The sequence below is a fragment of the Phycisphaeraceae bacterium genome, from assembly GCA_019636735.1.
GTDB lineage: Bacteria > Planctomycetota > Phycisphaerae > Phycisphaerales > SM1A02 > VGXK01.
Genome location: JAHBWY010000003.1, coordinates 105,931 through 127,557, shown reverse-complemented (window position 1 = coordinate 127,557; position 21,627 = coordinate 105,931). Strand labels below are relative to the sequence as shown.

Sequence of the window (21,627 nt, the reverse complement as noted above, 5' to 3'; positions counted from 1 at the left end):
CGCCGGCCCTGCAAGGGCTTGGCAGGCATCCTGATGCCCGGCCCCTCCTGGCGCCGATAGCATCGCTCTGAACGATGGGCATAGACACCTTCCTTCTCGATCGCGGTCTCCTGACCCCGGCTCAACTGGCCGAGGCGATCGCCGAGCAGCGAAGGACGGGCGAGCGGCTCGATCACGCCCTGCTCAGGCTGGGGCTCGTGACCAGCGACGATGTCCTGAAGGCTCTGGCCGCCCAGTTTCACCTGCCGATCGTCGACCTCAGTTCCCTCGATGTCGCCGATGAGACGGTTCGGCTCCTCCCCGCCAAGGTCGTCTTCAAGCTGAAGTGCGTGCCCATCGCCCGAACCGGGAGGACCCTCCGAGTGGCGACCAGCGACCCGAGCGAACTCGCGGCGCTCGATGAACTCCGCATGCTGACGGGCTTCTCGATCGAGCTCGCGCTCGCCGATGAGCGGGACCTTCAGAAGTTCATCCGCGCCCGCTACGGCGTCGCCGGGGACACGCTCGATGCCCTTGCCGGAGATGCGCCAGCCGAACTCGACGCCCAGCCCGCGCTTGGCGATGACGCCGAGCAAGCGCAGGAGGCGAGTGTCATCAGGCTCGTCAACGACCTGCTGGTCGAGGCGATCAAGGAGCGGGCCACCGATGTTCACATCGAGCCCTACGAACACCACCTCGCGATCCGCTATCGCATTGACGGCGTTCTCTCGGAAGCTGGTGTTCCGCCGACCGTGGCCCGCTTCAGGAACGCGATCATCAGTCGCCTGAAGATCATGGCGAATCTCAACATCGCCGAGAAGCGGAAGCCGCAGGATGGCCGCATCACCCTGCGTCACAAGGGGGCGGAGTTCGATCTCCGCGTGAGCGTGATTCCCATGCTCCACGGCGAAGGCGTGGTGCTGCGCATCCTTTCCAAGAGCGCCGTGCTGCTGGGGCTCGATGAGCTGGGGATGCCGGCTTCGCTCCTGCAACGATGGGATGACCTGATCGCTCGACCGCACGGCATTCTCCTCGTCACCGGGCCGACGGGCAGCGGCAAGAGCACCACGCTCTACGCGTCGCTCAGGCGCATCGTCAGCGATGCCATCAAGGCGATCACCGTGGAAGATCCCGTCGAGTATCAGGTGCCCGGGGTCAACCAGATCCAGGTGAATCATCTGGTCGGCCTCGATTTTGCCGCCGGTCTCCGCGCCATCCTGCGACACGACCCCGACATCATCATGATCGGCGAAATCCGAGATCGCGAGACGGCCGAAGCCGCGGTGCAGGCATCGCTGACCGGCCACCTGGTCTTCTCCACGCTCCACACGAATGACTCCTGCGGCGCGACGACGCGTCTGCTCGACATGGGAGTCGAACCCTTCCTCGTCGCAAGCACCGTTGAAGGCGTCATGGCCCAGCGGCTGGTTCGTCGCATCTGCGCAAGCTGCCGCGAGCCCCATGCGCCGGCCGCCGGGGAACTGCCGCCCGGATTCTCACTGCCCGCCGGGGGCTCCCTCTGGCGCGGTCGCGGCTGCCGGGAGTGTCGGCAGACGGGCTACCGCGGCCGCGTGGGAATCTACGAACTGCTGCGCATCACCGAGCCGCTCCGCGAGCTCGTCATGCAGCGAGCCAATGCCAATCGAATCGCCCAACGGGCCCTGGCCGACGGTGATCTCAACCTCCTCCGAGTGGCGGCCATCGACAAGGCGATGGAGGGGGTGACCACGCTCGAAGAGGCCGTGCAGAGCACCTCGGCTTGACGGCGCGCCCCTCTTCCCGGACACTTTCGCCTCTCTCCCCGCGTTCTCGACGGAGTCTTTTCTTATGGCCACTCGCGCTGGCGGCACCGGCACGCTCGTTTCCCTCGTCATCTTCGTCATCGCGACGGTGGCGCTTCTCGTCTTCTCCGTGATCATGTGGCGCAATCAGGCGCTCGCCGAGGAGAATGCCGATGCAGCACGGCGTGAACTCGCCCGGGTTGCACGCAGCGCCGATCTTCAGCGCGACGAGGTCAAGCGACTCCAGGCTGAAGCGTCGAAGCGCAACCTTCCTCTGGTGGCCTACATGCTCGAAGAGGCGCAGGACGCTGCGGGCTTCGTGACGGGTGATCGAAATCGCGCGTTGACCGATCTCGCCCGCCCCTTCGGCATCCGAGATGAGGACGCCGCAAGGACCAGCCTTCGGACTGAGTGGGAGCGACTGCGGGCGGAGCTCGCGCAAGTGAAGGCCGCGCAGGCCGCCACCGACCAGCGCAATCAGGACCTGCTGAAGCAGATGGAGGCGATGCGCGCCGAGACCGATCGCCAGATCGCCGCCAAGGAAGAAGAACTTCGCCGAGTCCAGGCATCCATCAGCGGATACCGGGACGCTGCCGAGGGCTATCGCAAGGATGTCGCCGATGCCGTCACCGGCATTCAGGAGAGCAAGGATCGCATCGAGCAGACCTATCGAGGTCGCTTGGGCGATCTCCAGCAGCAGATTGATGCGCTCAACGCCGAGCGTGATCTGCTGAAGACCCGAAACAACGAACTCGGCCGCAAGTTGGCGGCCTTCACCGTGCGGGCCCCCGATCCCTCGACGCTCGTCGACGGCCGTGTGATCGAGGTCAATAGCGCCGAGGGCGTGGTCTTCCTTGACATTGGTCGCAATGATCGCGTGCAGCCGGGGATGACCTTCGAGGTGTACGAGACCCCCGAGGCGATCCAGTTCGACGACCGCACCGGCCAGACGACCCGCGGCAAGGCGAGCATCCAGGTGATTCGCGTGGCCGACAACACGGCGACCGCTCGCGTGACACGCGGCTCCACCGCTCGGCCGGTCGTCAAGGGCGATGTGCTGGTGAACGCCGTCTTCCAGCCGGGCATGAAGTACAAGTTCCTCGTCTTCGGCAAGTTCGATGTCGACGGCGATGGTCGAGTCACCTCCGAGGAAGCGGATTTCGTCCGCAGCCGCATTCGCGAGTGGGGCGGAGAGGTCATCGACGGCGACTCCCTGACCGGCGATCTCGACTTCCTCATTCTCGGTCAGCAGCCGCCCATGCCGACACCGCTGCCGATTGATGTCACCGACGCCCAGATGCGCGCGTACATCGACGCCCGTGCAGCGCGCGAGATCTACGACAAGCTCTTCAACGACGCGGTCGAGGCGCAGATTCCCGTTCTCAACTGGAATCGCTTCCAGGTGCTGACCGGCCAGGGCATTCGGTGACCGGACGGTTGCGGCTTCTCCTCGGGGAAGCCCGCCGCTTCTCCGAGCGGAGCGCATCGGCGTGAGCGCCGGATTGACCCTGCGACACGCCGCCGAGTACGCGGGCCTGCGCGCCTTCGCGGGTCTGATGCACGCCTTCAGCCCCGAACAGAACCTGCGAACCGCGTCGACCGTCGGCCGGGCGTTTCATCGCCTGAATCCGAAGCGGGGCCGCCGCGCCAATGAGCACCTGGAGCTCGCCTTTCCCGACGCACCAGTCGAGTTTCGTGAGCGGTTGGCCGAGGCGAGCATTGAGAACATGTTCCGGCTCTTCATGGTCGAGAGCGTGGTGATGCCGCAGGTGCTCAATGTGCGCTCGTGGCCTCGCCATGTCCGTTTCGGGTCGATTGAAAGGGCGATGGATCTGCTCCTCTCCAAGCGACCGGCCCTGCTGGTCACCGGTCACTGCGGCAACTGGGAATTGCTCGGCTTCGTTCTGGCGCTCCTCGGCTTCCCGATGACCGCCATCGCCCGGCCTCTCGACAATCCGTACATCAACCGATGGCTGCTTGAGATGCGCGAATCCCGCGGGTTGAAGGTGCTCACCAAGTGGGGTGCCACCGATGAAGTTCAGAAGCTCGTCGAACAGGGCGGGCGGATCGGCTTCATCGCCGATCAGAACGCAGGCGATGACGGCATCTTCGTGCCCTTCTTCGGTCGCCTCGCGTCGGCCTACAAGTCGATCGGCCTGCTGGCGATGCGACATCGAGTTCCAATCGTGGTCGGTGCCGCTCTGCGCGAAGGCGAGGGGTTCCACTACCGTCTGGAGACCGTCGATCTCTTTGGTCCGGAGGAGTGGGAGTCGCACCCCGATCCCCTGTTCTATATCACCGCTCGATACACACGGGGGATCGAGACTTCGGTCCGCATGGCTCCAGAGCAGTACCTCTGGATCCACCGCCGCTGGAAGAGCCGGCCTCGATGGGAGCGCTCCGGCCGACCCATGCCCGACGCTTACCGGGAGAAGATCCGCTCCCTGCCCTGGCTTGATGCAGCGGAGTTGGATCGTCTCCTCTCGCCTACCCTGTAGCCATGCCCGGCCGACTTGCTGGCATTCATGTGCTCGTCGTCGATGACGACCCCGACATTCTCGCGGGGATCGATCTCGCGCTGCGCACTGAAGGCGCGACCACCGAGACCGCGGCGGACGGCGCTTCGGCGATCCGCGCGGCGGCTCATCGACTGCCGGATCTTGTGGTCCTCGATGTGATGCTCCCGGCCGCGAGCGGCTTCGTCGTGCTGGAGAAGATTCGCGCCTTCGCCGACCCGCCGCCGGTGATCATGGTGACCGCCAATCAGGGGCGACGCCACCAGACCTATGCCCAGACTCTCGGGGCGGATGCCTACTTCTACAAGCCGGTGCCACTGGGCAAGCTCATCGAGCGAGCCGTCGAGCTTTGCTTCGAAGAGGTCCCCGACGACGAGGCTGCCGCCGTCGAGAGAGCCCCTTCCCCGGAGGCCGATGCGAAGGCGACCAGCCCCCGGGCGACCGAGTCCGCCGAGGGCAAGGCCCCCCGAAGCCGCAGGAAGCCTGCCCGAAAGAGCGGGCCGACCGGCGAATCGGGCGAGACGGAGTAATAGACCGTTCCAGCCCCGGTCGCCGAGACCGAGCCGGAAGGGTCGAGGCGAGCTCGGGCGTCATCCGGAGAGCGAGCGAGGCGGGGCTTCAAGGAAGCCGCCGATCGAATCTCAGCACGCTCCTGCGATTCCCAATCCGGTCGAAGACCGTGCGCGGCTTCTGAGACAGTCGCGAAGTCACCGAAGGGATGCCAGACCCGTCCAACAGGACGCAGGAGCGCCCCTCTTTCCGCTATCGTCCTCGTTTCCATGTCGCGTCGTCAGTTTGTGATTCTCTCACGCAACAGCAGCAGCGATGGCTCCCTGCCACCCATCGGTGAGCGGCGCGACATCGTGGCTGGCCTCGAACACTGCAACACGGCGCCGGAGACGGCTGACGGCGACATTCTCTACGGCCCGGGCATTGAGATCGAGTTGCCTCCCGGACAGGATCCCGTGTCGCAGATGCTCCTCTCCATCTCCGACGAGGACATCGCGTGGGTGGTGGTGATTCGCCTCGCGCGCGAGTTCGGCTGGAAGATCCTCGACCCGAACACGGGTCGCGAACTCAATCCATAGCAAGGCCGCCGAGCGCCGCGGTGCGGGCGCCAGTGCCACCGCGCCAGGACTTCCTACTCGAGCGGTTCACACTCGATGCCGGCGCTCTCGCCGCGCAGCTTCTTCTCCGCGTAACGGCGCACCCAGTTCTCCCAGGTCTTGCCCGCGGCGGGATCGCGCCCAGAGAAGACCAGCGAACGAATCCGTGCGTAGGGCACCTCGCGCCGATCATTCGAATCGCGAGGAAGAATGCGCACCACCGAGGCCTCGAGCGTCGGCCCCGTCCGTCGATCGAAGACATAGCCGTCGATGGACGAGCCGTCGTCGAGCTCGATGGTCACATCACCTCGATAGCTGAAGGCATCTTCCAGCGCGCGAGCGATCTCGGCGCTCTGTTCGGCACCCTGCCCCGAGGCGGTGAAGTCGAAGCGAACACCCTGCACTCGACTACTCGCCGCCCGGGTGCGAGGCGAGGAGCCGTTCGGCCGTCTCGGAGAGCAACTCGTCCATGGTGCGGATCAGCTCCTCGGTCTCCTCGCAGGCTCGATCGAGGGCGGTCTGGCCCGTCACGATTCGAATGGGGTCCCTGCGGCCCGCCGAGCGAAGGCGCTCTTCGAGCCGCTCCCGCTCCTGGCGAAGGTCCTCAAGAAGTCGACAGGCATCCCGGAGGGCAGCCAGCGCCTGGTCATCGGCGGGCATGCCGGAGAAGGGCTGGGTTCCTGCCAACCGGAGGCGAACCTGGGCAGGTTCGGAGTCTTCCGAGCCGCGCCCGTCCTTGAGGCGTTCGGTTTCAGGGCCGGCGGCCATTGAAGGCCGACTGCGGCTCCGTGATGAGCGTTCCATGTGGATGGGATTGTCTCCGCTTGAAGGTGACTCGGCAAGTCCCCCGCCCTGAACCCCAGATTTCGTCCCCTGATGCCAATAATGACCCCGTTTGAGGTCTGGCCGCCGGATCTTCGTTCCGCCGATACCTTCAAGCCATGGCCTCACCACGCGACGGCCGCCGGGTGCTCGTGACCGGAGCGGCGGGATACATCGGCAGCCACGCGGCGCTCACCCTGCTCGAATCGGGCGATCGTGTCCTCGGCCTCGACAACCTCTCCCGCGGACATCTCGGTGCCGTGCAGATCCTGAAGAAGATCGGCGGTCCGAACTTCGACTTCGTGAAGGCCGACCTGCTCGATCATGCGCAGCTCCTCTCCGTAATGCGCGACTTCAGGCCTGAGGTCGTCATCCACTTTGCGGCGCTCGCGTATGTCGGTGAGAGCGTGCACGAGCCGTGCCGCTACTGGACCAACAACACGATGGGCTCCCTCTCGCTGCTCGATGCGATGCGACGCTGCGGTGCTCATCGCATCGTCTTCTCGAGCACCTGCGCCACCTATGGCACTCCCGCGCCAGCGCACCTTCCGATCACCGAGCGCTGCCCGCAGACGCCGATCAATCCCTACGGCCGAAGCAAGCTTGCCGTGGAACAGGCGCTTCTTGACTCCTGCGGTTCGCGTGAGTGGCCCGAACTGGGAGTGGCGCTCCTTCGATACTTCAATGTCGCCGGATCTGATCCACAGGGGCGCCTTGGCGAGGATCATCGGCCTGAGACGCATCTCGTACCCATCTGCCTCGAGGTCGCGCTCGGGCAGCGCGAGCGCGTGGAGGTCTTCGGTGCCGACTATCCGACACCGGACGGCACCTGCGTGCGCGACTATGTGCATGTCACCGATCTGGTTGACGCCCATCGCAGTGCATTGGAGCGCGTGGCACCGGGTACCGCGCTCATCGCGAACATCGGCATCGGGCGCGGTTTCTCGGTGCGCGAAGTGATCGACTCCTGTCGGCGAGTAACCGGAGCGGCAATTCCGCATCGCGACGCACCGCGACGCGAGGGCGATCCTGCGGAGCTCTTCTCTGACCCTGGCGAGGCGCATCGCCTGCTCAAGTGGTCACCGCGCTTCACCTCGCTCGACGAGACCGTCGCCACCGCGTGGCATTGGCGGCGCGCTCATCCCCACGGCTACGCCGAATGATCGAGCGGAGCCCGGCGTTCAGAAACCGAAGGAGAGCCCGGCGTAGACCTCCAGGCTGTCACGGCCTGGATTCGGCGTGCTCGTGTTCGCATTCGAGATGTGCAGCCAGCGCACGCCGGTGAGCACGCGCGCTGTGTCGGTGATGGCAAACGAGGCGCCCACGCCGACGCGCGGCGTGAAGTTGAAGCGTGAGCCATCGGTCGGCACCGGATTCGTCGCGTAGAAGAATCCACACCCCGCATCCGCGTAGAGCGACCATGTCTCGTAGGCGAGGAAGTGCCAGCGCAGCAGCAGCGCCGGTCCGATCGCGTAGGCGTTGGGGCCATCCTGGCTGATGCCCCACTGCTCAAGCTGAACATCGAGGCTGAGGTTGTCGGCGAAGAACCAACTGATGCCGAATTGTCCGCCCGCCAGCCACGCCGACGAGAAATCGTTGGCGTAGTCACCGAAGATGTTGAAGGTGACCATGCCCTCTTCACCGAAGCGCTTGCGGCCTGGCGCGCTCGAGAGATCGGGGGGAGCCGCCTGGTCGGAGGCGGCCACGCCTGGTGCAAGGGAGAGCGCACTCGCGGTGAAGCGCGTCATCGGCATCGAGATCGTCGCATCAAGCGACTCTGTCGCCGCCAGACCGGGTGAGACGCACCCGATGGTTGTCGTGAGTGCGGCGATGGCGCGCACGCTCCACCGCTGACCAAGGTCGCTTCGCCGCCGAGCCGAGAGTGAGCTTCGCATGATGAGTGAAGATCACTCCGGGAGCGTGCTGCTGTCAATTCGGAGGCGATGGAGAGAACTCCGCTGAGGAAGGCGACCTTGCGGGTGCCATCCATGACGAAGCAAACTCGATCGCGAGATGGTGGTCGCCATTGCAATGCTCAGGCGACATCCAACGGATGCACCGGCCTCCCCATGACTCGATCGTCTGACAAGGCAAAAAAAGGGCCGCCGCTCGAACGCTCCGACACGCTCGAGCGGCGGGATTTCGCGGCCTTGGAAGACCGCAAGAAGGCAAAGGGACGGCGGAGCGTATCGCCCTCGGATCGGGCCGGTCAACGGTTGCCCGCGAAGCGGAGAAGTTATTTTTCAAGATCCTTCTGGACCGAGACTTAGGCACTCCAACCCACCGTTTCTCCCGTCGTTACACTCTCCCCATGCGGTGGCCCATCCTGCTTGGCGCTCTCCTGATCCTTCCTGGTTGCGTCAGGCGGCAGATTGACATCACCAGCACCCCCAGCGGAGCCCTCGTCCGGGTGAATGACCGTGAGGTGGGCCGGACCCCCTGCCAGATCGAATTCGACCATTACGGCGTCTACGAGGTCCGCCTGGCCCTCGAGGGCTACGAGAGCGTGGTCGGCATGGGCCGTGCGGAAGCGCCCGTGTGGGATTGGGTCGGCCTCGACTTGGTGAGCGAACTTGCGCCCTGGACCTCGGTGAGCCGGACCGCGTGGCACTTCGAGTTGGTTCCCGACCGCACGGATCCTGAGTCTCTCGTCGAGCGCGCCCGCGCCCTTCGGAGCGATCTCGCGGTGATCGAGCGCGACCTGCCGGTTGACAGGACCGCGATCATGACCGCGCCGAGTGTCGAAGCCGCCGCTCGCGAAGATGGCGAGCGCGGCGTGGTGCCCACGCCTCCCTCGGTGCTGCCTCCAGCTCCTGATACGGCTCCCGCCGGAGGTGCGCCTTCGGCGCCGTGAGATGCCGCTTCTTGAAGCCCATGAGCTCGTGAAGAGCTACAACGGTCGCCGTGTCGTCGACCGAGTCTCGTTCACCGTCGAGGCCGGCGAGATCGTCGGCCTGCTCGGTCGCAATGGCGCCGGCAAGACCACGAGCTTCCGCATGGCGATCGGCATGATCACGCCCGAGGGTGGAAAGGTGCGATTCGCCGGACGCGATGTCACGAATCTGCCCATGTACCTGCACGCACAAGCGGGCATGGGCTACCTCTCGCAGGAGCCGAGTGTCTTCCAGCGGCTGACCGTCGAGGAGAATCTCCTCGCGATTCTCCAGACGCGCCGCATGTCGCGCTCGGATCAGCAGCGGCGCTGCGATGTGCTCCTCCACCAGTTCGGCCTTGAACACAAGCGTCGCGAGCAGGCGCGCACCTGCTCGGGAGGTGAGCGCCGACGGCTGGAGATCGCCCGCGCGCTGATCACCGAGCCTCGCCTCATGCTGCTTGATGAACCCTTCGCCGCCGTCGATCCTCACACCGTCGAGGAGTTGCAATCGGAGGTCCGCAAGCTCGCGAGCCTCGGCATCGCCATGCTCGTCACGGACCACAATGTGCAGCAGACGCTGCGCATCTGCACCCGGGCGTACATCATCCATGAGGGACGCAACCTGCGGGATGGTGACCCGAAGTCGATCATCAACGATCCACTCGTGCGCGACGCCTACCTCGCGAGCACATTCCGCGGCGACGAGTTCGACTGAGGCGCTCGACCGTCAGGCGCCGTTGCGGCCGGCACTCGGTGGAGTCGATCGCTCGATGCGCAACTTCAGGATCGCGGTGGGAGTGGCTTCAACGATGGTGACGCGCAGACCGTTGCGCTCGAAGATCTCCCCCGCTTCGGGCACGCGTCCGAAGTGGTGCAGCGCGAAGCCCGCGACGGTGGTGTAGGGCGCTTCGTCGACCATCTCCAGCCCGAAGTGCGACGCCACATCCACCATGGGCACCCGCCCCTCGGCCTCGCATTCATGATCGCCGAGTGTTCTCAGCATCGGCGCCTCATCGGAGGGCCCTTCATGTTCATCGGTGATCTCGCCGACGATCTCCTCGAGCACATCCTCGATGGTCACCAGCCCGGCCGTCCCGCCGAACTCATCGATCACGATCGCAAGATGCACCTTGCTGCGCTGGAACTGAAGGAGAAGATCGCGGACCGGCTTCGTCTCGGGCACGAGAATCGGCTGTCGCAGGAGCGGGCGAAGGGTGAACCCCTCGGCATCGGTGCCGAGCAGCGAAACGAGATCTTTGACATAGAGAATGCCGACGATCCGATCGAGGCTTCCCTCGTAGACGGGAATGCGCGAGTGACCCTCGCGATGAATGAAGTTGCGGATCTCCCCCATGTCGTCGGTGTAGGCGAGCCCCTCGATGGCGGTCCGGGGAGTCATGACCTCGCCGACGACGGTGTCGGTGAACTGGACGACACTCTCCATCATCCGTGCGGCCACTGGATCAATGCCACCGGAGCGCTGCGTGTCCTCGATGCTGCGGAGGAGATCCTCTTCCGCTTCACCCTCGCGCAGATTGGCCCCGGTGAGTCGCTTCACCGCCTCATCGATCGCGCGGCTGATCGCCGTCACCGGTCGCAGCAGGACCTCGATGATGTGCAGGAAGGGCATGGTGGTGGCCAGGAGTTCGATCGCGGCATAGCGCGCGACGGCGCCCGCAACCACACTGGTGAAGAGCCAGATCAGGATCGCCGAGACGAGCAGCGCTTCGATGACCCGCTGAGGATCGGCTTCGATCGTGCCATCACCGCGATGCGCCATCGCCCAGAGGACCAGCGCGAAGAAGCCGATGCGCCCCCATGTTCGGAGGAAGCTGACCGCGTCATCGACGGCACTCCAGCGCTCCACGATCCACTGCCCCTGTCGAAGTCGCCCCTGCGCCTCCAGCCGCCGCAGGAGCGCCGACTCACTCGCCTGAACGAGCGCAAGGTTGAGCGCGGAGAAGAGCGTCGTGAGCGCCAGCACCACGACGGCGGTCAGGAGGAGCGTCACCATCGCCGCTCTCCCCCGCCAGCCGGGCCCTGCGGACCCGACGCCGGCGACTCGGCGCTTTCCACCCGCGCGGCACCGCCCACAACGCCAAGAAGTCGCGCTTCTTCCGCGTGCATGCGAATGAAGTCCTCCTGCGCTCGATCATCAAAGCCCGCGGCATGCAGGAGCCCATGCACGGCGTAGAGGAGCAGCTCTTCTCTGGGCGCATGCGATCGAATCAGCGCCTGCCTTACGGCTTCATCGGCGCCGAGCGCGAGATCGACTTCGACGCCGCCACGCTCACCCTCGGTCACCCATGAGAGCACATCAGTCGGCGTCGCCTCGCCCATCGCCTCGACATGCAGGCGGATCATTTCCGGGTCGGGCACGATGCGAACACTCACACGCGCCACGCGGACGGGCGAACCATCGGGTGCGACGAGATGGGGAATCACCGCCGAGATCCGATCCGCGAGCCATGCACGGACCTCCGCCTCCACGCAGGCTCCCACGACACCGGTCAGGACCCTATCCGCTTCGGTCACCGCGCTCCCGCCGAGACATAGACCGGAACAAAGCGAGGCTTGACCCGCTTCTCGAAGTCGCCTCGGAACTTGTTCACGATCGTGCGCAGCGCCCAGTTGTTGCCGTCGGCAAGTCCGCAGATGGTCGTGCCCGGCGTGAGCCCCATGCTGCCCGCGATCTCAAGGAGCAGATCGAGGTCGGCACTGGTGCCTTCGCCCTGTTCGATGCGGAGGAGCATCTTGAGCAGCCAGCCGCTGCCTTCGCGGCAGGGCGTGCACTGTCCGCATGACTCGTTCTTGAAGAAGCGGGCGATGTTGCGCGCGACCATCACCATGTCCGTGTCTTCATCGAAGACCGTGGGGCACGCGGTGCCGAGGCCGAGCACATCACAGGCGCGCCCGATGTCGAAGTCCATCGCCGCCTCATACTGGTCGGTCCCGAGAATGCCCATGCTGACGCCACCGGCAATGGCGCCCTTGAAGCGCCGCCCGCCGCGCATGCCACCGCAGTACTCCTCAATGAGCGTCGAGAGCTTGATGCCCAGCGGCGCTTCGAAGCAGCCGGGTCGATTGACATGCCCGGAGACGCCCATGAGTTTCGGCCCCCAGCTCGGCATCCCACCGAAGCGGCTCTCAACACCGATCTTCTTCCACCATGGGCTTCCTCGCTCGATGACATGCACCGCCGCAGCGAGCGTCTCGACATTGTTCACGATCGTCGGGCGACCGAAGAGCCCCTTGACCGCAGGAAACGGCGGCTTGATGCGAGGCCAGCCGCGCTTTCCCTCGATCGCCTCGAGCAACCCCGTCTCCTCGCCGCAGATGTACGCGCCGGCGCTCCGATGCAGAATGCACTCCACCGCGAAGGGACGCTTGCCGCGCAGGAGTCCGCCCTTGCCGAAGATGCCCTTCGCATAGGCCTCGTCGATCGCCGCCTGCATGATGCGGGCCTGGTGGTGGTACTCGCCGCGAATGAAGAAGTACGCCGTGTCGAGCTGGCATGCCCAGCAGCAGATCGCGATGCCCTCGAGGACCTGGTGTGGATCGAAGTCGACCAGCAGGCGGTCCTTGAAGGTGCATGGCTCCGCTTCGTCGCAGTTGACCGCGAGATAGCGGCGACCTCCATCGGGCGCGGGGAGGAATGACCACTTGAGTCCGGCCGGGAAGCCGGCGCCGCCACGACCGCGGACCACGGCATCCTTCACGGCATTGACGACCGCCGCGGGCTCCATGTCGAGCGCCATCTCGAGGGCCTTGTAGCCGCCGGTGCGCACATAGTCGTCGTACCAGTGCGTGCGACGCTTGGCGGGGTCGGCGAAGGGCACACAAGGGATTCGCTTGGTCAGGATGGGTTCGTCGAGGCGCATGGTTCGTTGGTGGTTGGCTTACTGAGCTCTGGGGTCATTCGAGGCCGCGGGTCCGCCCGTGTCGCCTGAGCGGACCTCGATCTCTTCGATCACGGTGCGTCGAAGGATGACCCCGTCATCGCGAGTCGACTCCTCGATTGTCCGACGGACCTCATGTCGCTCCGTGGCTCCGGGCGACGCTCGAAGGCCCGCGGCGATGTGGCCGACAAAGCGCCCGAGATTTCGCATGAGGCCCACGGCCGTGGTCTCCATCACTTCTCGATGTCCTCGGTGCCGGCCACGCCCGGCCCCACCTTGCGGCCGTGTGGGATGGCGGCACTGCCCCCGACCCGCACGCGCTCGATGAGCTGATCGAGCCGCTCGACCGTCAGGCTCTCATAGAGCACATCGTTGAGGAGCGCGACCGGCGCAGTGTCGCAGCTTCCGAGGCACTCCAGGGTGAGCAGCGTGAAGAGACCGTCCTCAGTCGTCTCATGCGGCTCGAGGTCGAGCTTCTCACGGACATGATCGACGAGCGCCCGATGTCCACACGCCTCGCACGCGAGCGACTGGCAGATCCCGATGACGCAGCGCCCGACCGGCTCGGTCGTGTACTCCTCGTAGAAGCTCACCGTGTCAAGGACATCGGCGGGAGTGATCTTGAGGAAGTCCGCGATCTCGATCATCGCCTGGTGGGGAATGTGGCGATGCTCATGCTGGATCTCGTGAAGGATCGGCATGAGCGCGCCATGACGGGTCGCGTACTTCGGGATGAGGTCCCGCTCCCAGCGCGCCCGATGCGCATCGGTCACATAGGGCTCGGCGCGGCGGGCGATCTTCTCGGTGGCGCTCGGTTTGGTGATCCAGGCCATGGTGTAAGGCGGTGGTGTGGGTAGTCAGAGGAGCTTGACGCCGCCTCTCGCGGGGGCGCCGGTCAAAGAGGCTCAGCGGTCGAGCTCGGCGGCGATCACATTGATGCTGCCCAGGACCGCGACGACATCGGCCAGTTGGTGGCCCTCGATCAGCTTCGGGAAGACCTGATAGTTGATGAAGCTGGGCGGCCGGCACTTCGCGCGCCATGGATACTTGCCGCCGTCGGCGACGATGAAGAATCCAAGCTCGCCGTTGGGGCTCTCAATGGCCGTGTACGCCTCGCCGATCGGCGTGTCCCAGCCGCGGTTGTGCATCACGATTGAGAAGAGCTGAATGACGCCCTCGATCGAGCCGTAGACATCGGCCTTGGGTGGAATGAGGCTCTTGCCGTCGGCGACCGCGTTGATTGATCCGCCGGGGATGCGATCGATGAGCTGGTTGATGATCGAGATCGACTGCTTGAGCTCCTCGACCCGCACGAGGTAGCGGCTCAGGCAATCTCCATCCTGCGCGACCGGCACGCTGAACTTGACCGCCTCAGCGCCTTCGTCATCCCAATTGTCGGCGAAGCAGAGGTAAGGCTCGTCCTTACGGAGATCGCGCCGCACACCGCTTGCCCGCGCCATCGGGCCGGTCAGGCTCCACGCGATGGCCTCTTCACGCGAGATGGCGCCGACACCGGTCAGGCGATCGATGAAGATGCGGTTGCGATTGAGAAGGTTCTCAAGGTCGCCGATCGCCCGAGGGAGCCGCTCGTTGATGAGCGACTTCACCATCCGTCGGAAGACCTCATCGTCGGGAATGTCGCGCCACGCGCCGCCCACGCGCGTCCAATCCGGGTGGAAGCGCTGGCCGGAGATGTACTCGACGATGTCGTAGATGAACTCGCGCTCGTTGAAGCCGTAGAGGAAGCCCGTGAAGGCCCCGAGGTCGAGCGCCGCAGCCCCGACGCAGAGCAGGTGATTCTGGATTCGGCCGAGCTCGGCCATGATCGTCCGGATGACCCGGCACCGAGGCGTGATGCCGATGCCGAAGAGCGCCTCAACCGCCTGATGCCAGGCGATGTCGTTCACGATCGGCGAGATGTAGTCCATCCGGCTGACCGTGCAGACATATTGGTTGTAGTCGTGATGCTCCGCGAGCTTCTCAAAACCCGAGTGGAGGTAACCGATGTGGGGCGTGGCCCGGACCACGCGTTCGCCATCGAGTTCGATCACGATCCGGAGGGTGGTGTGAGTCGCCGGATGCTGCGGACCGAAGTTCAGGACCCATCGATCAGGGGCCTGGACATGGTCCTTCAGGTACTCCGTGCTCTCGACATCAAGTCCGAAGGCGTCATCTGGCGCCAGCGTGTACGGCATGGGGCGGAAGTATAGGGGCGGGGGTTGAAGTCATCCGAACCCCGTCAGACCAAGGTCCAGTTCGGGGCATCGCCGCCGAAACCGGCTTGATCGTCGCGCGTGCGGATGATCGCACCGAGATGGTCGCCAGCGGGAACTTCATCGGGGTTGGCCCGCGACGCGGTCGGATCCGGTGTCAGGCGTCAGGCCCGGAAGAGCGCGCCCATCTTCTTGCCGATCAGCGCCGATGTTCCAAGCAGCGTGGTGGCCAGAAGCGCCATCGCCCAGACCCCCATCGCGCTCGCGATGCCGTCTCCGTCACCGAGGCGGTCGTAGAGCGACCAGATCGCCTTGGTGATCGGGTAGTCACGCTCGCGCTGCGCGAGAATCAGGGAGTCGCTCACTTCAAGCATGCTGAAGCTGAAGGCGAGAATCGCCCCCGCCGCAAGGTTCGCCGCAATGAGTGGAACCACTACGCGCCGGAGGGTGGTGAACTTGCCAGCGCCGACACTCGCCGCCGCCTCCTCAAGCGACACGCTCGTCTGCTGGAGGCCGGCGACGGCGCTGCGGACGACATAGGGAAGGCGACGCACCGCGTAGGCGATGATCAGGAACGGGAAGGGATTGGGATCGGCCCCGAGAATGTTCCCGAAGCCTTCGAGAGGTCCGCCTCGGAACGGCCAGGTCAGGGAGAGTGCGACGAAGCCGAAGGCCATCACGAGACCGGGCACCGCGAGGGGGAGCATCGCGAGGGCGTCGAGCGCCGCGCGACCTCGAATGGTGCCTCGCACGATCAGCCGCGCGACGAAGAGCCCCACGATGGTGGCTGCCAGCGCCGCCGAGAGGGAGAGGAAGAGGCTGTTCCGAATGCTGCCCGAGGCAAGCGGATGGGAGAGAGCATTCTGGAAGTGTTCCGTCGTGAAGGCTTGCGGAATCACCGAGCCATACCACTGCCCCGGCGCCGAAAGGCTCGCGAGGATCACGCCGATGTGCGGGAGCGATGCCACCGCGATGACCGATCCGCACGCTCCGAAGGCGGCGATCGCGCGCCAGCCCGACAAGGGCCGCTCCTCACGGCGCACGCTCGCCTTCGACTGCATCGCATAGGCGCCCCCGCCCAAGAGAAGCTTGCCGATCAGGTACAGCGTGATCGCCACGCCCAGCATGACCGTCACCAGCGCATAGGGCTGGCGCGAGGTCTGCATCTCCTTCAGGCCGTTGAAGACCTGCACCGGCGTCACGGTGTAGAACTCGAACATCAGCGGAGTTCCAAGCTCCGTGAAGCTCCAGATGAAGACAATCGTCGCGCCAGCGAAGATCCCCGGTCTGACGAGCGGCAGTGTGACCCGTCGGAAGCGGGTCCACGCGCCGGCGCCGAGATTGCTCGCCGCTTCTTCAAGCGCCGGATCGATGTTCGCGAGCGCCGCAGTGACATTCAGGAAGATGATGGGGTAGAGCGCGAGCGCCTGGAGGATGACGATCGCCAGCAGCCCGCCGCGGCCGAGAAGATCGACGCTCGCATCGATCACCCCCATCGAGACAAGGAGCGCGTTGAGCGAACCCTCCCGCCCCAGGATGTGACGCATGCCGATCGCCCCGACAAAGGGCGGCAGGATGAGCGGCAGCAGGAGCAGCCCCGAGAGCAAGCCTCGGCCGGGAAAGGCCGCTCGTGAGACGATCACGCCCAGCGGCAGCGCGATGAGGATCGCGAGCACCGTGGTCAGGGTGGCGATCAGAAGCGAATTGAGCAGACCCCGGCGCAGAATGTCATCGGCGAAGACATCGGCGATCGCGGCCAGTGTGAAGCGTCCCGAGGCGTCGGTGAACCCGCCGCGCACGACAAGCCAGATCGGAAGCAGCAGAAAGACCCCGAGCAGGGCCGCAAGAAGCGCCAGTTGGACATATTCGCGCACGCGGCGAGGCATCGCGTGCGGAGAATACGGGCCAACGGTTCAGAGCGCGTCAGCTCGACCAGTTGCCGAGCACGACCGAGAGATCCGCGCCATCGACAACGCCGTCACCGTTCAGGTCCGCAGCGCAACCGATGCAGACGCCCCAGCTTCCGAGCACGATGGCGATGTCCGCTCCGTTCACGATGCCGTCGCCGTTGACATCGCCGGGCACCGGGGGAGGAGTCTCAGGTGTCTCAGGCATGATCCAGGAGAGAGCGGTCTGCACCGCGATACCGGCGGCATCGACCCGCTTGAGCTCGATGACATACTCCCCTGCGGCCAGATCCCGCAGGAAGAGCAGCTCGACATTGTCCACCGTGCTCAGCGAGGCGACATTGCCCGCATCGAAGACGCCGATCCCAGCATCGCCGGTGAGCGGAAGCAGGTCCGTGGCGCCCGGCAGAACCTTGAAGAGGCGAAGATCGAGGTTGCCGGGGATGCCCGCAGAAATGGTCGAGCCGAATGCGCGATTCCATGTGACGAGGATGCTGACATCCTCGACCGCCTCGGTGAGCGTGAAGCGGTAGTAGACGGTGGTGTTCGGCAGCATGGAGCGATAGTCCCAGCCGCGGGCACCGATCGAGGGCGACGAGGGAACCGTGGCCGAACCCTCCTGTTCACCGGCGGTCAGGATGAGGTGAGCTCGATTGATGTTGACGACATCGGCGCCATAGATGGTGTCGAGCGGCTTCGCCGCGACACCTCGATTGGGACCTGAGAGCACCGGGTTGTTCGTCCACCCGGCGCGACGATGCGCACCCGCCATGATGGCGCTCTTGATCACCACGCCCTTGCGCGCATTGGGATTGGCGGACAGCGGCAGCGTGTTGGCCGTCTCGTAGAGAAGCGCCGCCACCGATCCGACGATGGGCGCCGTCCAACTCGTGGCCGACCCCGGGGCGACAATCTCGGGCTTCATGCGACCGGGCACATCCCCCGCCGCGACATTGCCGTAGCTGTGAACTCCATCGGCGCGCCCCACGGAGAGGCCGTTGAACATGGAGTTCATCAGTGGCGGCGGCGTCCCGAGCGTGTTGTTCAGGCCAGCGATGAAGAGCGTGTCGTCCCGATTCATCGCGAAGTCGGCGCGGCGATTCACATCGTTGTCGGTCGCACTGCCGGCGCTCCCGATCCAACTGTGATTGAAGATGCGAACCCCGCCGGGCGGAACCAGCGGCAAGGCAGAGTTCCCCTGCCCCACGCGCAGATAGGAGTTCAGGAAGCTGTTGACCTCGTAAAGCCAGACACCGGGTATGCCCGGCGCGATGCTGACCGTGTTGCCGTAGAAGTTCTTGGCGACCTCCGTGGCGTGACCGCTCACTCCCGGCGACCCGCTCATGGCGGTGAAGGTGATCGTCGAGAACTCGGGATCATCCTGCCATGGCCCGTAGGCACCTCCGGCAATCACCTCGGTCTGGCTCACATTGACACCCGCGCCGGTCGGAACCTGATCCGCACCGAGTCGGTCAACGAGGTCCCCGAAACCGATGTCAGAGGCGAAGGTCGCGGCACCGCCGATGCAGGTCGCGGACACGGCCAAGGTGACGATGGCTTTGGCCCGAATTGGGGTTGCAAGGCGAGTCTTGACCATCTTGATCATGGAGTGTGCTCTCGGGAGGGGACTCCCGAAGGCTAGCATCCATCACCGTCCTGGCAACGGTCCGCTTTCCGGGGAGTCGTTTCCGGACGCATCAGGTGATCCAGCAGTCGTCGGCCGAGTCGGAATCGGGTCGCCTGCCACCTGGTCGAGGACGAGGATTTCGGCACGGGCATTGCGGCGATCGTCGGCCGGGTCGCGCGGGAACGGTGCGACCCGATCGTGATCACCCTCGCTCGTCACTCGCAGGCGACGCCACTGGACGCCTTCGCGAGCGAGGATCTCGGCGACAGCGAAGCCACGCTCAAAGCCCAGGCGCATGGCGCGCTCGGGCTCCCGGAACGCTTCCGACGCCGAGGCGTGGCCGCGGACTTCGATGACACTCTGAAGACCGCGGAGATTGCGCGCGAGCGACGCGAGCATCTGGGCATCTTCGGCGGTGAGTTCGGCGCTCTGATCCGCAAAGGTCACGCTGGCACCTGTGCCGAAGCGCGGGGCTGGACGAATGGAGCGCACTTCGCGCTCTCGCCCCGCTTCGCCCTCGTCGCGCGCTTCACCGGCGCCGGACTGGCGGGCGAGAATGCGGTCGATGAGCGGCTTGTCCTTCGGATTGGTGCTTGCGAGATCGACCTCGTTGTTGAAGGCCTTCCGCACGGCGATCGCGAAGTCGATCATGTCCGGGGTCGGCTGCTGCTCGGAGCCATCATCCGGCGACTGCGACTGCGCGGCCGACTGCTTCGGCGTGAAGTTGAGGGCAAAGAGGATGACGAAGAAGCCCATCATCAGCATCACCATGTCGGCGAAGCTGATGAGCCACTCAGGCGCACCCTCGTGATACTCGGGATGGCCCGGGGAGAAGTGGTGCTTCTTGCGAGCGGGGCGTTCGCCGCCGCTCACCACCACCTCGACCTCCTCCTTCTTCCTGGGTGCATCGCTCATGAAGTCACCTGCGATCGCTTCAACGGGATCACGCCGCCTTGCGGTGCTGCACGCGGATTGCCTGCGGCACGAAGGCGAGCATCTTGTCCTGCGTGGCGCGGGGGTTGTCGCCCGCCTGGATCGAGAGAATGCCCTGGAGCATCATCTCCTTGGAGACGATCTCCTCGCTGCTTCGGAGAGAGAGCTTGTCGCCGATCGGTCCGGCGATCGCATTCGCGAGGATGCAGCCGTACATCGTCGCCGTGACGGCGACCGCGAGCATGTGGCCGAGTACTTCGACATCGCCGCCGAGGTTGCCGAACATGCCGATCTGTCCAATCAGCGTCGCCACCAGGCCGTAGCCCGGACCGTAGAGCTTCACGAGGTCGAAGAACTTCTTGCCCGCCTTGTGGCGCTCCTGCATCGCCATGATCTCGAGCCGCAGCGTGGATTCAATCGTCTCCTCGTCGGCCCCGTCCACGGCCATGCGAAGGCCCTGCTGGAGGAAGGGATCCTCGATCGTCTCCAGTTCCGGCTCCAGCGCGAGCACGCCCTCGCGGCGCGCCTTCTCGCTGAGTCGGCTCATGGTGCGCACCGTGTCGTCGGGCGATGTTCCCTTATGGAAGAGGAAGCGCCTGATGTAGCCGGGAACGCAACGGAGCTTGTCCATCGGCATGGCCATCAGCACCACGCTGATGGTGCCGCCGAGAACGGCCACGAAGCCCTTCTCCGACCAGAACATCACCCAGTGCCCTTCGCTTGCGCGCCAGAGCACCCAGAAGAGAGCGGCCGTACCGATGAAGGCGCCAATGATGCTTGACTTGTCCATGCGCAAGGGACTCCTCGGGGCGATCAATGCGGCCCCATGGGGAGATCGGCCTGCAACGGCGGCCTCGCCACCGGTGCTGGCGCGTGCCGCAACTCGGGCATCGGGTCATGCCGGCTGTGACGGCTGTCGGGTCGGCGGAGCGTGGCGGCTCCCTCGGCGCGCGAGGCGGCTGCGGGGCGCATCGCGAGCGGGACATGGCTATCGTTCCCCGCCGTGGGATCACTCCCCATCGTCATCGTGACCGAACCCTTGAGCGAGGCCCCCACCGAGTGGCTTGAGGCGCGCTGTCGGGTGAGTCACGGGCCGCCGGACTCCGCCGAATTCGGCGCGGCTGCGGCCTCCGCCGAGGCGCTGATCGTGCGCACGGCGACGCGCGTCGACACGGCGCTGCTTGAGCGCCTTCCTTCGCTGCGCGTGGTCGGTCGCGCCGGGGTCGGACTCGACTCGATCGATCTCGACGCGTGTCGCCAGCGCGGCATCCGAGTCGTCTCAACCCCCGACGCGAACACTCAGGCGGTTGTCGAGTATGTGACCTGCCTCCTCTGCGATGCGCTCCGGCCCCGGCTCTTCCTCGAAGCTCCCGTAGGCGACGCGGAGTGGCGGCAGCTCCGCGAAGATGTCGTCGGCCTCTGGCAGATGAGCGAACTGCGCCTCGGCATACTCGGGCTCGGGCGCATCGGATCGCGCGTGGCCGAGGTGGCCCGTGCCATCGGCTTCGAAGTGGTCTACAACGATCTTCTCGACATTCCATCGGAGCGCCGCTGCGGTGCCATGCCCGTATCGCTCACCGAGCTCTTTGCCGAAAGTGATGTCATCTCCCTGCATTGCGACGGCCGGCCCTCCAATCGGGGCTTCGTCGACGCAGGTCTCATCGAGTCGATGCGACCCGATGTCGTGCTCCTCAACACGAGCCGAGGCTTGGTGATCGATGAGCAGGCCCTCGCCCGCTTCATGCGGCGCAGCCCGGGCGCTTCAGCCATTCTCGATGTGCACGCGCAGGAGCCCTTCACCGAGACTTGCCCCTTCCTCGGCATGGCGAATGTCCACCTTGCGCCACATCTCGCGAGTCGGACGCTTCACGCCATGGAAGCGATGAGCTGGGTGGTGCGCGATGTCTGGGCCGTCCTCGAGGGGCGCGTTCCGGCGCACGCGGCCTGCTGATCTCCTGGTGCAAGCATG

General features: G+C 65.5%; 22 protein-coding genes. 9 read left to right on the top strand and 13 right to left on the bottom strand.

What is annotated here, in order from left to right; all coding sequences use genetic code 11:
• The first annotated feature begins 74 nt into the window (after positions 1-74).
• From tadA to KF724_04605, 5 genes are all read left to right on the top strand, one after another.
• On the top strand, positions 75-1,742 hold the full coding sequence (gene tadA, locus KF724_04625) for a Flp pilus assembly complex ATPase component TadA (protein ID MBX3354965.1): 1,668 nt from the start codon (positions 75-77) through the stop codon (positions 1,740-1,742).
• Between the two features lie 64 nt (positions 1,743-1,806).
• Complete coding sequence (locus KF724_04620) at positions 1,807-3,189, top strand: hypothetical protein (protein MBX3354964.1); 1,383 nt, start codon at positions 1,807-1,809, stop codon at positions 3,187-3,189.
• Between the two features lie 61 nt (positions 3,190-3,250).
• On the top strand, positions 3,251-4,258 hold the full coding sequence (locus KF724_04615; GenBank protein ID MBX3354963.1) for a lysophospholipid acyltransferase family protein: 1,008 nt from the start codon (positions 3,251-3,253) through the stop codon (positions 4,256-4,258).
• 2 nt (positions 4,259-4,260) lie between these two features.
• Positions 4,261-4,806 carry a response regulator gene (locus tag KF724_04610; protein MBX3354962.1) on the top strand — a complete coding sequence of 182 codons (546 nt, stop codon included), beginning with the start codon at positions 4,261-4,263 and terminating at the stop codon, positions 4,804-4,806.
• Positions 4,807-5,055: 249 nt separating this feature from the next.
• Complete coding sequence (locus tag KF724_04605) at positions 5,056-5,364, top strand: hypothetical protein (protein ID MBX3354961.1); 309 nt, start codon at positions 5,056-5,058, stop codon at positions 5,362-5,364.
• A 53-nt stretch (positions 5,365-5,417) separates the two neighbouring features.
• On the opposite strand, the gene KF724_04600 is transcribed toward KF724_04605, so the two are convergent.
• Both KF724_04600 and KF724_04595 read right to left on the bottom strand, forming a co-directional pair.
• The gene (locus KF724_04600) at positions 5,418-5,786 is read right to left on the bottom strand and encodes a hypothetical protein (protein ID MBX3354960.1); all 369 of its coding nucleotides are present in this window, start codon (positions 5,784-5,786) and stop codon (positions 5,418-5,420) included.
• A 4-nt stretch (positions 5,787-5,790) separates the two neighbouring features.
• Positions 5,791-6,042: a hypothetical protein gene (locus KF724_04595; GenBank protein MBX3354959.1), complete on the bottom strand. Its 252-nt coding sequence runs from the start codon at positions 6,040-6,042 to the stop codon at positions 5,791-5,793.
• Positions 6,043-6,323: 281 nt separating this feature from the next.
• On the opposite strand from KF724_04595, the gene galE reads away from it, so the two are divergent.
• Positions 6,324-7,367: a UDP-glucose 4-epimerase GalE gene (gene galE, locus KF724_04590; GenBank protein ID MBX3354958.1), complete on the top strand. Its 1,044-nt coding sequence runs from the start codon at positions 6,324-6,326 to the stop codon at positions 7,365-7,367.
• A gap of 18 nt (positions 7,368-7,385) precedes the next feature.
• On the opposite strand, the gene KF724_04585 is transcribed toward galE, so the two are convergent.
• A complete protein-coding gene (locus KF724_04585) occupies positions 7,386-8,099 on the bottom strand; it encodes an acyloxyacyl hydrolase (GenBank protein MBX3354957.1) in 714 nt (237 codons plus the stop codon).
• Positions 8,100-8,515: 416 nt separating this feature from the next.
• On the opposite strand from KF724_04585, the gene KF724_04580 reads away from it, so the two are divergent.
• Positions 8,516-9,058 (top strand): PEGA domain-containing protein, encoded by a 543-nt coding sequence (locus KF724_04580; protein MBX3354956.1) that lies wholly within the window; start codon positions 8,516-8,518, stop codon positions 9,056-9,058.
• Between the two features lies 1 nt (position 9,059).
• Complete coding sequence (lptB, locus tag KF724_04575; GenBank protein MBX3354955.1) at positions 9,060-9,794, top strand: LPS export ABC transporter ATP-binding protein; 735 nt, start codon at positions 9,060-9,062, stop codon at positions 9,792-9,794.
• 12 nt (positions 9,795-9,806) lie between these two features.
• Here lptB and KF724_04570 read toward each other — a convergent pair whose 3' ends face one another.
• The 10 genes from KF724_04570 to KF724_04525 form a co-directional block, all read right to left on the bottom strand.
• Positions 9,807-11,093, bottom strand: a complete 1,287-nt coding sequence (locus KF724_04570) for an HlyC/CorC family transporter (protein MBX3354954.1) — start codon at positions 11,091-11,093, stop codon at positions 9,807-9,809.
• On the bottom strand, positions 11,087-11,614 hold the full coding sequence (gene ybeY / locus KF724_04565; GenBank protein ID MBX3354953.1) for an rRNA maturation RNase YbeY: 528 nt from the start codon (positions 11,612-11,614) through the stop codon (positions 11,087-11,089). Before ybeY ends, KF724_04570 begins: the two co-directional genes overlap by 7 nt.
• Positions 11,611-12,960 (bottom strand): NADH-quinone oxidoreductase subunit NuoF, encoded by a 1,350-nt coding sequence (nuoF, locus tag KF724_04560; GenBank protein MBX3354952.1) that lies wholly within the window; start codon positions 12,958-12,960, stop codon positions 11,611-11,613. Before nuoF ends, ybeY begins: the two co-directional genes overlap by 4 nt.
• Before the next feature lie 18 nt (positions 12,961-12,978).
• Positions 12,979-13,212: a hypothetical protein gene (locus tag KF724_04555; protein ID MBX3354951.1), complete on the bottom strand. Its 234-nt coding sequence runs from the start codon at positions 13,210-13,212 to the stop codon at positions 12,979-12,981.
• Complete coding sequence (locus KF724_04550; GenBank protein ID MBX3354950.1) at positions 13,212-13,811, bottom strand: NAD(P)H-dependent oxidoreductase subunit E; 600 nt, start codon at positions 13,809-13,811, stop codon at positions 13,212-13,214. Before KF724_04550 ends, KF724_04555 begins: the two co-directional genes overlap by 1 nt.
• 72 nt (positions 13,812-13,883) lie before the next feature.
• A complete protein-coding gene (locus KF724_04545) occupies positions 13,884-15,173 on the bottom strand; it encodes an NADH-quinone oxidoreductase subunit D (GenBank protein MBX3354949.1) in 1,290 nt (429 codons plus the stop codon).
• A gap of 182 nt (positions 15,174-15,355) precedes the next feature.
• Positions 15,356-17,077, bottom strand: a complete 1,722-nt coding sequence (locus tag KF724_04540; GenBank protein ID MBX3354948.1) for an iron ABC transporter permease — start codon at positions 17,075-17,077, stop codon at positions 15,356-15,358.
• A gap of 37 nt (positions 17,078-17,114) precedes the next feature.
• On the bottom strand, positions 17,115-18,644 hold the full coding sequence (locus KF724_04535) for a hypothetical protein (protein ID MBX3354947.1): 1,530 nt from the start codon (positions 18,642-18,644) through the stop codon (positions 17,115-17,117).
• 102 nt (positions 18,645-18,746) lie between these two features.
• Complete coding sequence (locus KF724_04530) at positions 18,747-19,640, bottom strand: OmpA family protein (protein ID MBX3354946.1); 894 nt, start codon at positions 19,638-19,640, stop codon at positions 18,747-18,749.
• A 28-nt stretch (positions 19,641-19,668) separates the two neighbouring features.
• Positions 19,669-20,448 carry a MotA/TolQ/ExbB proton channel family protein gene (locus KF724_04525; protein ID MBX3354945.1) on the bottom strand — a complete coding sequence of 260 codons (780 nt, stop codon included), beginning with the start codon at positions 20,446-20,448 and terminating at the stop codon, positions 19,669-19,671.
• A 141-nt stretch (positions 20,449-20,589) separates the two neighbouring features.
• On the opposite strand from KF724_04525, the gene KF724_04520 reads away from it, so the two are divergent.
• Entirely contained in the window at positions 20,590-21,609 is a 1,020-nt protein-coding gene (locus tag KF724_04520; protein ID MBX3354944.1) for a hypothetical protein, read from the top strand.
• The last annotated feature ends 18 nt before the right edge of the window (positions 21,610-21,627 follow it).